Genomic DNA, 14,221 nt, shown 5'->3' on the forward strand with positions numbered 1-14,221 from the left:
AGGCCGTGGGGAACAGCAGCAGACCGGACCAGCCCACGAAAACAAAGCGGTCGCGCTTGAGCCAGTCGTCGAGGACGTCGAACCATCCACGCGTGGCCGGTGCACGCCCTAGGGCGATCGTCATGGGAAGAGCTTCACGAAGCGTTACAGGACGATCGTAAAAGACAACGCCCGTTCTGTGCGGCCGGCCGCACCTTGACCCCCAGGAATGAGCACAAGTACCCACCGCCTCCCCGGAGGCCCACGATTCGCCAGAGTGGCTGCGCCAGTCCTCCCTGCCCTACATGTACGTCGTCGAGATCTCCCTGCGGCTCAGCCCCATGCCCGTTGCCGTCCAGCGCAAAGACCTGGAAGCGGCCCAGGCCCTTTACGGGGAAGTGCGCCAGGCCCTCGAGAACGGCCACCCCAAGGTGCTGGAGCTGACTTGTGAGAAGGACGAGCAGAAGCGCGTCAGCCTCCTCAGTGGCGAAATCGTGGCCGTTCAGATGTATGAGAAGTCGGCGGTCGCCGGCGGCGGCAAGCGGCCCGGCTTCAGCTTCGAGCCTTGACAACAACGGCGCCGGTGGAGCCGCCCCTGCGCATCGAGGGGCTCCGCTTCGGCTGGAGCGAGGGCCGTCAGGCACTGCAAAACTGTCAGTTGCAGATTCCGGGGCCGGGACTGTGGATGCTCGTCGGCAGCAACGGCAGTGGCAAAAGCACCCTGTTGCGCCTGATCACCGGCCTGCTCACGCCCACCGAAGGCACCATCACCTGCCAGGGCAGGCCCGCACTGGTGTTCCAGAACCCCGACCACCAGCTGCTGCTGCCCAGTTGCGGCAGCGACCTGCAGCTGGCCCTCCCCGAGGGTCTCAACACCGGCGAGCGTGCCGCTCGCGTGGCTGCGGCCCTGGCCCAGGTGGGCTTAAGCGGCCTGCAGCAGCGTCCCATCCACACCCTGAGCGGCGGCCAGAAGCAGCGCCTGGCGATCGCCGGCGCGCTGGCCAGCGACGCAGCGCTGCTGCTGCTGGATGAACCGACAGCCCTGCTGGATCCCGAAAGCCAGAACGAGATTCTGGAGCTGATCCATCAGCTTTGTCACCGGAGCGCCTCACCCCTCACGGCGCTGTGGATCACCCACCGCCTCGAGGAACTGCAGCGCTGCGACGGGGCCGCCCGCATGGAAGCAGGTGCGATCGGCGCCTGGCAGAGCGGCGAAAGCCTGCGCCGCTCCCTGGCCCCCTTGCCCGTCGGAGGGGCCGAAAGGTAAGGTCATCAGAACCCGGTTCGCCGGGTGTTTTCCTCGGTAGCTCAGTGGTAGAGCGGTCGGCTGTTAACCGATTGGTCGCAGGTTCGAATCCCGCCCGGGGAGTTTCTTGATCCGCCCGATTTCGGGCCATCGCCCTCGCACCAACGAGAGCGATGGTCGGACGCGGAGCTGGATCCGCCGATTCCCTGCACGGCAGCGGTAGAACGGCGAAAATGTAGTCTCCCGTCACTTGTGCTCCCTTCCGAAGCACCCCAGACGCCTCAACCCCACCCATGAAGCCCTCCATCCTGCTCATCGAAGATGACGGCGACATGCGTGATCTGGTCGCCGGCCATCTTGAGCACGGGGGCTTTGACGTCCAGCGCGCCGAAGACGGCATCAAGGGCCAGGCCCTCGCCGTGCAGTACAGCCCCGATGTCATCCTGCTCGACCTGATGCTCCCCAAGGTGGACGGGCTCACCCTCTGTCAGCGCCTAAGGCGCGACGAGCGCACCGCCAAGATCCCCATCCTGATGCTCACCGCCCTCGGCAGCACCAAGGACAAGGTCAGCGGGTTCAACTCGGGAGCGGATGACTACCTCACCAAACCCTTTGATCTTGAGGAGTTGATGGTCAGGGTCAAGGCCCTCCTGCGCCGCAGCGAGCGGGGCCCCCTTTCCGCCAAACACAACGAGATCCTCAGCTTCAGCTCCCTGACCCTCGTCCCCGAGCGCTTTGAGGCCATCTGGTTCGACGCACCCGTCCGCCTGACGCACACGGAGTTCGAACTGCTCCACTGCCTGCTGCAGCGCCACGGCCAGACCGTCGCCCCCTCCCTGATCCTCAAGGAGGTCTGGGGCTACGAGCCCGACGACGATATCGAAACCATCCGGGTCCACATCCGCCACCTCCGCACCAAACTCGAACCTGACCCCCGCAAGCCCCGCTTCATCAAGACCGTCTACGGCGCCGGCTACTGCCTGGAGCTCCCCAGCAACGATCAGATGGAACCCCTTGCCACCATTGTCAGCGACGCCAGACAGGCCAGGCTGGAGGCCTCGATCAAAACCAACGAAGCCGGCTGAATCCTCAGCGAGCCAGATCCTGCGACGACAACGCCTCTCCCCTGCACTGACGATCCTCGACGGCACAGACGATGACTTTCGTCACTTCCAGACGTGGCGGGAACGGGCCCTAACGCGATGCCAAGTCTTCTTTCTCGCCACAGTCCCGGCGCCCATCACAACCATCTCTTTGCCTGGATGAAGGCGGCCGCCGGTGGCAGTGGTCCAGGCGCTGCCTGTGGAGCGGCACCGGTCTGGCCCCCTCAGCGGCCCAGATCGAGCAGGGCCACCTCCCAGGCCAGCCGGGGCTGGACGTAGGCCAGCAGGTGGCTGCGCAGCTGCTCGATGCGCCGCAGCGGCGCCGGCTCCAGGCGCTGGCGCCAGAGATGCAGCTGCCACCAGTCGAGCAACCAGAGCTGCTGTTCGCCGTCGAGGGCTTCGCTGAGGTCGCGGGCCAGACCCAGGGCTTCCATGGGCTCCCGTCCCAGGGCCAGCAGCCGTTCCGCCAACCCCTCCGGCAGACCCTGCCAGACCCGCCGGTGGCGCAGCAGGGCCCCGGGGGAGCCGGCGGCCAGTTCGAGCAGTTCGGGGGGATCCGCCACCGGGCCTTGCGGTTCCCCTTCCAACAGCGACTGCCGTTCCAGCACCTGGCGCACCAGGGCGGGGGGCAGGCGGGCGAAGGGAATCGACTGGCAGCGGGAGCGGATGGTGCTCAGCAGCCGGTCCGGCGTCGCCGTGAGCAGGATCAGCAGGCCGTGGCCGGGTTCTTCGAGGGTCTTGAGCAGAGCATTGGCAGCCGCCTCGGCCATCGCTTCCGCCGTCTCCAGCACCACCAGGGAGCGGCCCCCCTCCACCGGGCGTCGGGCCAGGAAACGGGTCACCTCCCGCACCTGCTCCAGGCGCAGCTGGGGGGGGCTGCGGCGACTGAGGCCCTGGGCCTCAGCCTCGGAGGCCTTCACCAGCCGGCCCTGGTGCAGGTAGGTGGGTTCGACCCAGAGCAGGTCGGGGTGGTTGCCCTCCGCCAGGCGCCGCCGCAACGGCACCGAGCCGGCGGTTCCGCCCGCCAGCACCCCCTCCAGCAGGCGCAGGGCCGCCAAGCGCCGGCCCACCCCATCGGCCCCCACGAACAGATAGGCCGGCGCCAGCCGCTGGCGTTCGAGGGCGGCCGTCAGCAGCCCCACCGCCTGCGGCTGGCCGAGAAGATCAGCAAACAGCTCAGCCATGGCCCCGATCCCCGGGGCCGCCCAGGTGTTCCGTGATCAGGGAGCAGCAGAGCTGCGTGACCGCCTCCCTCGGCCCGTCGGCCTCGACCCGCTGCCAGCCCCTCTGGCCGGCCAGGGTGGCGAAGCCGTCACTGACCCGCTGCAGGAAGGCCTCGCCGGCGGCCTCGATGCGGTCGGCGGGCCGATCGCCTCGGCGCTGCAGGGATCCGGCCAGCGGCAGATCGAGCCAGAGGGTGAGATCGGGCGTCAGGCCACCGGTGGCCAGCGACTCGAGCTGGAGGATCGTGGCCAGGGGAAGGCCGCGGCCATAGCCCTGGTAGGCGGCGGTGGAGCCGCTGAAGCGATCGCAAAGCACCCAGTCGCCGGCTGCCAGCGCCGGACGCAGGCAGGCCTCGACGTGCTGGGCCCGGTCGGCGGCATAGAGCATCAGTTCGCTGAGGCTGCAGGGGGCGGCACCCTCCGGCGGCCGCAGCAGCAGGGCGCGCAGGGCCTGGCCCAGGGCCGTGCCGCCGGGTTCCCGCGTCACCACCAGCTGGGCGCCGGGAGCCATCAGGCCACTGATCGGCAGCCAGGCGCGCAGGGCCTCGATCTGGGTGGACTTGCCGCAGCCATCGATGCCTTCCAGCACCAGGAAGCGTCCGCTCATGATGGCCGTTCCTTCTGGGTGGTCTGCAGGAGCAGGGCATTGCCGACCACCGTGATGGAGCTGAAGGCCATCAGCAGGGCCGCCAGCTCGGGTGACAGGCGCACGCCGTATCCGGGCAGCAGCACACCGGCGGCGATCGGCAGCACGATCAGGTTGTAGCCAAAGGCCCAGGCCAGGTTCTGGCGGACCTTGGCCATGGTGCGCCGGGCGATCTCCAGGGCCCGGACAATGCCGTCAAGGCCCTCACCCATCACCACCAGCGCCGCACTCTCCTGGGCGATCTGGGTGCCCGTTCCGACGGCGATGCCGAGATCGGCGGCGGCGAGGGCAGGGGCATCATTCACCCCGTCGCCCACCATCGCCGCAGCCCCCTGGCGGCGGGCCAGCAGGAGCCGTTCCAGCTTCTGCTCGGGCCGCAGGTCCCAGGCCAGCTCCTCGGGCCGCAGACCGAGCCGGCGGCCCAGGCCCTCGACGCTCGCCCGGCGGTCCCCGCTCAGCAACCCGAGCCGCAGCCCCTGCTGCCTCAGGCTGGCCAGGGTGGCGGCGGCATCGGTGCGGGGCTGGTCCTCCACGGCCAGCAGACCCAGCAGCCGTCCGTCGCCCGCCACCGCCAGCAGGCTGGCGCCATCGGCCTCCAGGTCCTGCTGGAGGGCCTCAAGGCCGGGATCCACCGCCACGCCGCAGCGTCCCAACCAGGCCAGCCGGCCCACCCGCACCAGCCCGGAACCCTCCACCAGGCCCTGCACCCCTTCCCCGGGAAGGGTCAGGCTCTCAGCGACGGGCAACAGGGGCAGGTGCTGGGCCTGGGCCTGCTGCAGCACGGCGTGGGCCAGGGGATGGCGGCTGTGCTGCTCGAGGCTGGCTGCCAGCTGCACCAGCTGCTCGGCCTGGGCCGCCTCCGCCGGGCTGCCCGGGGCCGCCCCCACGACACGGACGGCCGTCACCAGGGGGCGCCCGAGGGTGAGGGTGCCGGTCTTGTCGAACAGGATCGCCTGCAGCCGGGAGGCGGTTTCGATGGCGTCACCGCCGCGGAACAGCAGCCCCGAGCGGGCCGCCAGGCCGGAGCCCACGGTGATGGCCGTCGGCGTGGCCAGACCCAGGGCGCAGGGACAGGCCACCACCAGCACGGCGATGGCCAGCTGCAGCCCCAGGCTGAAGGGCGTGACGGGGCTGGCGGCCGCTCCATGCCCATGGGAGCCATGGCCGGCGGCAGGGGCCGTGAGCAGCACCTCGGGCCAGTGCTGGCTGCCCCACAGCCACCAGAACAGCAGGGTGGCCACCGCCAGGGCCAGCACCACCAGGGTGAAGCGGCCGGCGATCCGGTCCGCCAGTCCCTGGATCGGGGCCTTGCGGGCCTGGGCCCGCTCCACCATGTGCACGATGCGGGCGATGGCGCTCTCGGCACCACAGCGCTGCACCTCCAGCACCAGGGAACCGTCCAGGTTGAGCAGGCCGGCGGCCAGCTCGCTGCCCGGCCCCACGGAGCGCGGCAGGGGTTCGCCGGTGAGGCTGGAGGCATCCACGTTCGCGTCGCCCTCCAGCACCACCCCATCCACCGGCACCCGGTCCCCCGGCAGCAGCCGCAGCCGGTCGCCCGGGCGCAGCCCTCCCACCCGGACCTGGCGTGGGGGGCCGTCGCCCAGCAGCAGCAGGGCATGGTCGGGCTGGAGGGCGCTCAGTTCCTCGATGGCCCGACCGGTGCGGTAGCGGGCGCGCTCCTCGAGGAAGCGACCGGTGAGGACGAAGCCCAGCAGCATCACCGGCTCGTTGAAGTAGCAGGGCCAGCCGCTGGCCGGCCACAGCCAGCCCACCAGGCTGGAGAGGTAGGCACTGGCCACGCCCAGGCCCACCAGGCTGTCCATGCCGGGCAGCCCGGCCAGCGCCGACCGCGCGCCCCGGATCAGGATCGGCCGGCCCGGAAAGGCCAGGGCGAGGCTGGCCACCAGGGCGTGGAACCAGGGCCTGCCCAGCAACGGCCAGGGGCCAGGCCAGGCCAGCTGGCCGGCGTCGGCCAGATGTCCCAGCCCGGAGACGAGCAACAGCAGCAGGGCCACCAGCAGCTGGCGCCAGTGGCGCCACCACTGGTCGGTCTGCCGCCGCTGCCGCTGGCTCGCCGGCTCCAGTTCCTGGGGGCGCAGCCGGGCCTGGAAGCCCAGGGCCTCAAGGCTGCCCAGCAGGGCGGGCAGCGGGTCAGTCGTGTCCCCATCGGGTCCGTCGACCGGGGGCTCCAGATCGACCCAGGCCGTGCGGGTGAGCAGGTTGACGCTGGCCTGGCGCACCCCTTCGGTCTGGAGCAGGCGCTGCTCCACGGCACGCACGCAGCCGCCGCACTTCATGCCCTCCACGTCGAGAAGCAAGGGCTCAGCCGTGGTGGCAGGGGGGGTGGCGCTCACGAAGGGGGTGCCGGGGCGATCACGGACCGGGGCCCCACGCTAGGGAGCCGCCACCCCTTCGCCCGCGCCAACGCGCTCCCCAGCACCCTGGCCGTAACCCGCCCTCAGCCGCCCGAGGCAGGATGGAGGCACGATCCGGACCTCGACCCTTGCCCCGCTCGCAGCGCAACGACAATTTCATCGACAAGAGCTTCACGGTCATGGCCGACCTGATCGTCAAGCTGCTGCCGATCGATCCCAAGGCGAAAGAGGCCTACGTCTATTACCGAGACGGTCTGTCGGCCCAGAACGACGGCGACTACGCCGAGGCGCTCGAAAACTACGAAGAGGCCCTGAAGCTCGAGGAGAACAGCATCGACCGGGGCGAGATCCTCAAGAACATGGCGATCATCTTCATGAGCAATGGCGAGGAGGACAAGGCTCTCGACTTCTATCGCCAGTCCCTGGACGCCAACGCCAACTCCCCCTCCTGTCTCAAAAACATGGGGCTGATCTACGAGAAGTGGGGCCGGCTGGCCGAGGAGACCGGCGACAAGGACGCCGCCGACCGCTGGTTCGACGAGGCCGCCGCCTACTGGACCAAGGCCGTGCGGCTCTACCCGGGCGGCTACCTGGACATCGAGAACTGGCTCAAGTCCTCCGGCCGCAGCAACGTCGACGTCTATTTCTGATCAGCCGTCGCGGTCTGATCCGTCGGGGTTGACCCCCAGTCCGGCCACCAGGGCCTCGGCCACCGTGGCCGCCTCCAGCAGCTGCAGGCCAAGACTGGCCGCCACCGGCCCCATGGCGCTGCCGCGCGGCACCACGGCCCGAATGAACCCCAGCCGGGCCGCCTCCTGCAGGCGCAGCTCCAGCTGGCCCACGGGCCGCAACTGACCGCCCAGGCCCAGTTCCCCCAGCAGCACGGTGCCCGCCGGCAGGGTGAGGTCGCGGTAACTCGCCACCACGGCGGCCGCCACCCCCAGATCCGCCGCCGGCTCCTCCACCTCGAGTCCGCCGGCCACCGCCAGGTAGCAGTCGAAGCGGGAGAGGGGCAGGCCCATGTGCTTCTCCAGCACCGCCAGGATCTGGTGCAGCCGGTTGGTGCCGATGCCGGTGGCGGTGCGCCGCGGGCTGGCGTAGCTGGTGGGGCTGACCAGGGCCTGAACCTCCACCAGCAGTGAACGGGTGCCCTCGCAGGCCACGATCGTGGCGGTGCCGGGGCTGGGTCCATCCCCGGCCAGGAACAGCTCGCTGGGGTTGCTCACCTCCACCAGGCCGGCGCCACGCATCTCGAACACGCCCAGCTCGTGGGTGGCACCGAAGCGGTTCTTGACGGCCCGCAGCAGCCGGTGGCTGGCGAAGCGGTCCCCTTCGAAGGTGAGCACCGCATCCACCAGGTGCTCGAGCACCTTGGGACCCGCCAGCATCCCCTCCTTGGTGACGTGCCCCACCAGCACCAGGGCCGTGTGCTGGCGTTTGGCGATGCGCTGCAGGGCAGCAGCACAGTCCCGCACCTGGGACACCGAGCCGGGGGCACTGCCCAGTTCAGCGTCGTGCAGGGCCTGGATGCTGTCGATGATCGCCACCTGGGGCCGCAGCGTCTCCAGTTCCTGCAGCACCAGCTCCAGATCGGTCTCCGCCAGCAGGCGCAGCCCCTCGCCATCGCCGGCCTCCGTCGCCGCGCCGGGAGCGTCCTCAGCCAGGCGCCGCCAGCGCAGCTTCACCTGCTGGGCCGACTCCTCGGCGCTGACGTAGAGCACCACGGCCCGGGAGGCCATGGCCCGGGCGCTCTGCAGCAACAGGGTGCTCTTGCCGATGCCCGGGTCGCCCCCCAGAAGCACCAGGGAGCCGGGAACCAGGCCGCCCCCCAGCACCCGGTCCAGCTCGCCGTAGCCGCTGGCCAGGCGCTGCAGGGGCCGGTCCCCGACGGCCTGGATCGGTTCGGAGCGGCTGGGACGGCCCGGCGCCGGAACCCCAGCGGCGTCCGGAGCAGCTGTGGCGGCCACCGGGCGGCGGCGGCGTGTGTCCGCACTCGGCTCGCTTTGCTCCACCAGCGTGTTCCAGCCGCCGCAGCCGGAGCAGCGGCCGAAGAACTGCCGTGTCCTGGCCCCACAGGCCTGGCAGACGAACGAGGAACCGGGACGAGCCAAGGCGAGTGTGCGGGGTGTATGAAGAAAGGTGGCGTTCGGTGAATTCGCGACCTTCCGGCCGGTTCAGTGGGTCGGAACCGTGTTGCATTCTCCGCGCCGCAATGACGGCCTCCCCCACCGCCAAAGAAACCATTCTCGTCGTCGACGACGAGGCCAGCATCCGCCGGATCCTCGAGACCCGGTTGTCGATGATCGGCTATCAGGTTGTCACCGCCTGCGATGGCGAGGAGGCCATTGAGGCGTTCCACCGCGTCCTGCCTGACCTGGTGGTCCTCGACGTGATGATGCCCAAACTTGACGGCTATGGCGTCTGCCAGGAGCTGCGCAAGGAGTCCGATGTGCCGATCGTGATGCTCACCGCCCTCGGCGACGTGGCCGACCGCATCACCGGCCTTGAGCTGGGGGCCGACGACTACGTCGTCAAGCCCTTCAGCCCCAAGGAGCTGGAGGCCCGCATCCGCTGCGTGCTGCGCAGGGTCGAAAAGGACCCCGGCGCCGGGATTCCCAATTCCGGCGTGATCCAGGTCGGCGATCTCCGCATCGACACCAACAAGCGGCAGGTGTATCGGGGTGACGAGCGCATCCGGCTCACCGGGATGGAGTTCAGCCTGCTCGAGCTGCTGGTGAGCCGTTCCGGCGAACCCTTCAGCCGGGGCGAGATCCTCAAGGAAGTGTGGGGCTACACCCCCGAGCGTCACGTGGACACCCGCGTGGTGGATGTCCACATCTCGCGGCTGCGCTCCAAACTGGAGGATGATCCAGCCAACCCCGAGCTGATCCTCACGGCCAGGGGCACCGGCTATCTGTTCCAGCGCATCGTTGAACCCGTTGCCACCGAAGGATCCTGAAGGCTCAGGGCGCGACAGCCGCCGTTACGCCTCCAACCGCCCCAAACCCAACCGCACGATCCGCCGCCTGGTGATCTGGTACCGGCGCAATGCGGCCGTCACCAGCCTGGTGGGCACCGCCACCGCCACCGCCAGCGGAGCGGCCTCCGGGGCGGTGTCGGTGGCGGGCAGCATGGCCGGCGCCGCCACCAACGTGGCGGGATCCGTGCTCCAGCCCCTGGTGTTCGATCCGCTGCGGCGTCTGCAGCAGGGGGGCCACACCGGAGGTGGCATCGATGACCGGCAGCGTCTCTGGGTCGCCGTCGACGGCATGGGCGGGGACCATGCCCCGGGGCCGATCCTGGAGGGATGCCTACGGGCGGTGGGCCTGCTGCCCCTGCGCATCCGCTTCGTGGCGGAACCGGAGCCGCTGCGCCAGGCGGTGGCGGCGATGGGCCTGGGCCACGACCTTGAGGAGGCCCTGCAGCGCGGCCTGATCGAGCTGGTGCCCAGCGGCCCCACGGTGGGCATGCACGAGGAGGCCACGGTGGTGCGCCGCAAGCGCGACGCCAGCATCAACGTGGCCATGGATCTGGTCAAGAAGGGCGACGCCACCGCCGTTTATTCCGCCGGCAACTCCGGGGCCGTGATGGCCGCTGCGATCTTCCGCCTCGGCCGGCTGGCCGGTATCGATCGGCCGGCCATCGGCGCCCTGTTCCCCACCAAGGACCCCAGCCAGCAGGTGCTGGTGCTCGACGTCGGGGCCAACATGGACTGCAAGCCTGAATGGCTGCACCAGTTCGCCCTGCTCGGCAACATCTACAGCCGCGACGTGCTGCAGGTGAAACGGCCCCGCATCGGCCTGGTCAACATCGGCGAGGAGGAGTGCAAGGGCAACGACCTCTGCCTGCGCACCCATCCGCTGCTCGCCGGCGACGAGCGCTTCGTGTTCGCCGGCAACTGTGAGGGCCGCGACATCCTCTCCGGGGATTTCGACGTCGTGGTCTGCGATGGCTTCACCGGCAACGTGCTGCTGAAGTTCCTCGAATCGGTGGGCAGCGTCCTGCTGGATGTGCTGAGGGCCGAACTGCCCCGTGGCCGCCGGGGCAAGGTGGGGTCGGCGTTCCTGCGCAGCAACCTGGTGCGGATCAAGAAGCGCCTCGACCACGCCGAGCACGGCGGCGCCCTGCTGCTCGGGGTCGACGGCATCTGCGTCATCGGCCACGGCAGCAGCCGAGCGCTTTCGGTGGTGAGTGCCCTGCGGCTGGCCCACTCCGCCGCCAGCCACGGCGTCATGGACGACCTTCACGCCCTCGGCGAGGGGAGCGCCGGGGTGGCAACCACCTGTGGTTGACTGTGGCCACCTGTGAACCGAATGGGTGCCGCTCGGCTCAGACAAGACGGTGACCATGGCCGCCTTGCGGGGGATGGCCCTGGTGGGCTGCGGACGCGCTCTCCCCACCGCCAGCATCAGTAACGACCAGCTGAGCGAGCGGGTCGAGACCAACGACAGCTGGATCCGCAGCCGCACCGGCATCGGCGCCCGGCGCGTGGCCGGCCCCGGTGAAACCGTCACCAGCCTGGCCGCCGAGGCCGGCCGGGCGGCCCTGGCCCATGCGGGCTGGGCCCCCGAGCAGGTGGATCTGATCCTGCTGGCCACCTCCAGCCCCGACGACCTGTTCGGCACCGCCCCCCGGGTCCAGGCGGCCCTGGGGGCCCACCAGGCGGTCGCCTTCGATCTGACGGCGGCCTGCAGCGGCTTCCTGTTCGCCCTGATCACCGCGGCCCAGTACATCCGTGGCGGGACGATGCAGCGGGTGCTGGTGATCGGTGCTGACCAGCTCAGCCGCTGGCTCGACTGGGACGACCGCCGCACCTGTGTGCTCTTCGGCGATGGCGCCGGTGCCCTGGCTGTCCAGGCCTGCGACCCCGGCGACGACGCCCTGGTGGGCTTCCGCATGCGATCGGACGGCAGCCGCAACGCCTGCCTCACCCTGGCCCAGGTGGCCGAGCACCGGCCCCTGGTGGGGGACCTCTCCGCCCAGGTGGGAGGCTTCGCGCCGATCCACATGAACGGCCAGGAGGTTTACAAGTTCGCCGTGCGGGAAGTGCCCGCCGTGCTGGCCGAGCTGCTGGAGGCCACCGGCACCGCCGCCTCGGACGTGGATTGGCTGCTGCTGCACCAGGCCAACCAGCGCATCCTCGATGCGGTGGCCGACCGTTTCGCCATGCCCGCCGAGCGGGTGCTCAGCAATCTCTCGGCCTACGGCAACACCTCCGCCGCCACCATCCCCCTGATGCTCGACGAAGCGGTCCGCGATGGGCGGGTCGGCGCTGGCGACCTGATCGCCAGCAGCGGCTTCGGCGCCGGCCTCAGCTGGGGCGCCGCCCTGTTCCGCTGGAGTGGTCCCGGCCGTCCGCCAGCCGAGCTCTAATCTCCTGCCGTTGCACGGGAGGCTTGCATGGCCATCGCCTGGGTGTTTCCGGGACAGGGATCGCAGAAGCCGGGCATGGCCGAGGGGGTGATCGACCTACCCGGAGCCCGGGAGCGCTTCGCGCAGGCCTCTGCCCTGCTCGGTCGTGACCTGCTGGCCATCTGCGCCGGTGCGGAGGCCAGCGGCAGCGGGGCTGAGGCCTGCGGCAGCGGGGGCCCCGGCGAACCCAGCGATCTCAACGACACCCGCAACACCCAGCCGGCCCTGTTCGTGGTTGAGAGCCTGCTGGTGGACGCCTTGCACCGGCAGGGCCGCACGGCCCAGCTGGTGGCGGGCCACAGCCTGGGTGAACTGGTGGCCCTCTACGCCGCCGGTGTCTTCGACGCCGAGACCGGCCTGGGCCTGATGCGCCGCCGCAGTGAACTGATGGCCGCCGCCGGCGGAGGCGCCATGACCGCCGTGATGGGCTTCGACCGCGACGAACTGGAGCGGGTGGTGGCCGCCACCGAGGGGGTGGTCATCGCCAACGACAACAGCGCGGCCCAGGTGGTGCTGTCAGGCACCCCGGAGGCGGTGGCGAGCGTCAGCGCCACGGTGCGCTGCAAACGGGCCATCCCCCTGGCCGTCTCCGGCGCCTTCCATTCCCCGTTCATGGCCACCGCCGCTGCGGCCTTCGCCACCGAACTGGAGGCGGTGCCCTTCGCCGACGCCCGCATCCCCGTGCTCAGCAACGCCGATCCGCGGCCCGAAACCTCCGCCAGCGTGCTCAAGGAGCGCCTGCGCCAGCAGATGACCATGGGGGTGCGCTGGCGCGAAACGATGGAAGGCCTGCAGAGCGCGGGCCTCACCACCGCGGTGGAGATCGGCCCCGGCAACGTGCTCAGTGGCCTGATCAAGCGCAGCTGTCCCGGGCTCGGCACGGCTCAGATCGCCGGCACGGGCGACCTGGGCCAGTGAGGCGCCGCCGCCGGCCCCCGGCCGATCCCCCCGCCCTGCTGAGCACCCCAAGGCCGAGCCTGACCTATCGGCTGATCAGCTACCTGCTCGTCTTTCCCGTCTTCCGGCTGCTGTTCCGGGGCCAGACCACAGGCAACGACAACGTGCCCCTGGAGGGAGCCGTTGTGGTGGTGGCCAACCATGGTTCCCACCTGGATCCACCGCTGCTGGGCCATGCCCTCGGCAGGCCCGTGGCCTTCATGGCCAAGGCGGAACTGTTCCGGGTGCCCCTGCTGGGGCCGATCATCCGGGCCTGCGGCGCCTACCCGGTGGAGCGGGGCGCCGGCGATCGCGAAGCCATCCGCACCGCCACCGACCGGCTGCTGCAGGGCTGGGCCACCGGTGTCTTCCTCGACGGCACCCGCCAGCCGGATGGACGCGTCAACCAGCCCCAGCCAGGGGCGGCCCTGCTGGCGGCCCGGGCCGGGGTGCCGTTGCTGCCGGTGGCGATCATCAACAGCCACCGGGCCCTGGGGCCGGGCGGCCACGGGCCACGGCTGGTGCCGATCCACATCCGCATCGGCACGCCGATTCCGCCCCCGGCCTCGCGGCGACGCCCCGACCTGGATGCAGCGACACGAGCCGCCCAGGAGCAGATCAACCGGATGCTCGACCTCGGCCCGATCAGCGGAAGCCTGCTTTCTCCAGCCAGGGAGCCACCCGCTCTTCCACCCAGGGCCTGATGTCCTGGCCACTGATCACCCACAGGGCCGCCCTGGCGCCATCGCCCCACAAGCGCCGCCGGCCCTCAACGACGCAGAGGTCGCCGCAGGGCACGGAAACCGGGGTGAGGTGAATGCCGCGGCTGCCGGCCACGATCCGTCCCACCAGCAGGGCCCGCTGCATGTGATCAGTGGAGGTGACCAGCAAGGCGTGACGGATGCGGGACTTGCGCAGATCGTCGACCAGGGAGGTGAAGTTGGACACCGTGTCCCGGGCGCGGTAATCGAGCTGGACCTGGCGGGAGGGCAAGCCCTCCTTCTGCTGGAACAGCCAGTGGGCGTACTCGGGGTTGGTACCTCCGGTGACCACCACCGGCAGCCCATCGCTGCGGGCCAGACGGGCCGCCGCCGCCTCCCGATCCGGATCACCCCCCAGCACCAGGATCATCTGGGGTGGTGGCGGCGTGGGCCACCACACACCCCGGGACAGCCACAGCAGACCCAGTCCAACCAGGCCCACCAGCACCCCCCTGCCCCGGCCGGGTCGCCGCGGTGAAGGGGGAGCACGGCGGACCCGCGGGGACGGACCCGCCGGCGCCGGACCGGTGCGTTCCGGGC

General features: G+C 70.6%; 14 protein-coding genes, 1 tRNA gene and 1 pseudogene. 10 read left to right on the forward strand and 6 right to left on the reverse strand.

Annotation, left to right across the window (positions count from 1 at the left end; all coding sequences use genetic code 11):
• Nucleotides 1–226, reverse strand: a pseudogene (locus VB739_RS16710) (hypothetical protein); the annotation flags it as partial.
• A gap of 58 nt (nt 227–284) precedes the next feature.
• Here VB739_RS16710 and VB739_RS14480 point away from each other — a divergent pair.
• The 4 genes from VB739_RS14480 (at nt 285) to VB739_RS14495 (ending at nt 2,310) form a co-directional block, all read left to right on the forward strand.
• Nucleotides 285–548, forward strand: a complete 264-nt coding sequence (locus VB739_RS14480) for a hypothetical protein (RefSeq protein ID WP_323357738.1) — start codon at nt 285–287, stop codon at nt 546–548.
• A complete protein-coding gene (locus VB739_RS14485) occupies nt 545–1,246 on the forward strand; it encodes an ABC transporter ATP-binding protein (RefSeq protein WP_416233343.1) in 702 nt (233 codons plus the stop codon). Before VB739_RS14480 ends, VB739_RS14485 begins: the two co-directional genes overlap by 4 nt.
• 30 nt (nt 1,247–1,276) lie before the next feature.
• A tRNA-Asn gene (locus tag VB739_RS14490) sits at nt 1,277–1,348 on the forward strand.
• Nucleotides 1,349–1,518: 170 nt separating this feature from the next.
• On the forward strand, nt 1,519–2,310 hold the full coding sequence (locus tag VB739_RS14495; protein WP_323357739.1) for a response regulator transcription factor: 792 nt from the start codon (nt 1,519–1,521) through the stop codon (nt 2,308–2,310).
• A gap of 242 nt (nt 2,311–2,552) precedes the next feature.
• On the opposite strand, the gene VB739_RS14500 is transcribed toward VB739_RS14495, so the two are convergent.
• Genes VB739_RS14500 through VB739_RS14510 form a run of 3 tightly spaced genes read right to left on the reverse strand, consistent with a single transcriptional unit; the run spans nt 2,553 to nt 6,551 of the window.
• Nucleotides 2,553–3,512 carry a DNA polymerase III subunit delta' gene (locus tag VB739_RS14500; RefSeq protein WP_323357740.1) on the reverse strand — a complete coding sequence of 320 codons (960 nt, stop codon included), beginning with the start codon at nt 3,510–3,512 and terminating at the stop codon, nt 2,553–2,555.
• Nucleotides 3,505–4,158 (reverse strand): dTMP kinase, encoded by a 654-nt coding sequence (gene tmk, locus VB739_RS14505; RefSeq protein ID WP_323357741.1) that lies wholly within the window; start codon nt 4,156–4,158, stop codon nt 3,505–3,507. The genes VB739_RS14500 and tmk overlap by 8 nt, the downstream gene beginning before the upstream one ends.
• Entirely contained in the window at nt 4,155–6,551 is a 2,397-nt protein-coding gene (locus VB739_RS14510; protein WP_323357742.1) for a heavy metal translocating P-type ATPase, read from the reverse strand. Before VB739_RS14510 ends, tmk begins: the two co-directional genes overlap by 4 nt.
• A gap of 149 nt (nt 6,552–6,700) precedes the next feature.
• Between VB739_RS14510 and VB739_RS14515 the strand changes: the two genes are divergently transcribed.
• Nucleotides 6,701–7,222 (forward strand): photosystem I assembly protein Ycf3, encoded by a 522-nt coding sequence (locus VB739_RS14515; protein ID WP_323357743.1) that lies wholly within the window; start codon nt 6,701–6,703, stop codon nt 7,220–7,222.
• Here VB739_RS14515 and radA read toward each other — a convergent pair whose 3' ends face one another.
• On the reverse strand, nt 7,223–8,683 hold the full coding sequence (gene radA, locus VB739_RS14520; protein ID WP_323357744.1) for a DNA repair protein RadA: 1,461 nt from the start codon (nt 8,681–8,683) through the stop codon (nt 7,223–7,225).
• 101 nt (nt 8,684–8,784) lie between these two features.
• Between radA and rpaB the strand changes: the two genes are divergently transcribed.
• The 5 genes from rpaB (at nt 8,785) to VB739_RS14545 (ending at nt 13,624) form a co-directional block, all read left to right on the forward strand.
• A complete protein-coding gene (gene rpaB, locus VB739_RS14525; RefSeq protein WP_216909380.1) occupies nt 8,785–9,531 on the forward strand; it encodes a response regulator transcription factor RpaB in 747 nt (248 codons plus the stop codon).
• A complete protein-coding gene (plsX, locus tag VB739_RS14530) occupies nt 9,512–10,864 on the forward strand; it encodes a phosphate acyltransferase PlsX (protein WP_323357748.1) in 1,353 nt (450 codons plus the stop codon). Before rpaB ends, plsX begins: the two co-directional genes overlap by 20 nt.
• A gap of 73 nt (nt 10,865–10,937) precedes the next feature.
• Complete coding sequence (locus tag VB739_RS14535) at nt 10,938–11,945, forward strand: beta-ketoacyl-ACP synthase 3 (protein ID WP_323357749.1); 1,008 nt, start codon at nt 10,938–10,940, stop codon at nt 11,943–11,945.
• Nucleotides 11,946–11,972: 27 nt separating this feature from the next.
• Nucleotides 11,973–12,902 carry an ACP S-malonyltransferase gene (gene fabD, locus VB739_RS14540; protein ID WP_323357745.1) on the forward strand — a complete coding sequence of 310 codons (930 nt, stop codon included), beginning with the start codon at nt 11,973–11,975 and terminating at the stop codon, nt 12,900–12,902.
• Nucleotides 12,899–13,624, forward strand: a complete 726-nt coding sequence (locus tag VB739_RS14545; RefSeq protein WP_323357746.1) for a lysophospholipid acyltransferase family protein — start codon at nt 12,899–12,901, stop codon at nt 13,622–13,624. The genes fabD and VB739_RS14545 overlap by 4 nt, the downstream gene beginning before the upstream one ends.
• On the opposite strand, the gene VB739_RS14550 is transcribed toward VB739_RS14545, so the two are convergent.
• Nucleotides 13,566–14,221 (reverse strand): YdcF family protein (locus VB739_RS14550; protein ID WP_416233344.1); only part of this gene is annotated, 656 nt, incomplete at its 5' end. The genes VB739_RS14545 and VB739_RS14550 overlap by 59 nt on opposite strands.

Source organism: Cyanobium gracile UHCC 0281 (genome assembly GCF_034931305.1).
GTDB classification, from domain to species: Bacteria; Cyanobacteriota; Cyanobacteriia; order PCC-6307; family Cyanobiaceae; genus Cyanobium; species Cyanobium gracile_A.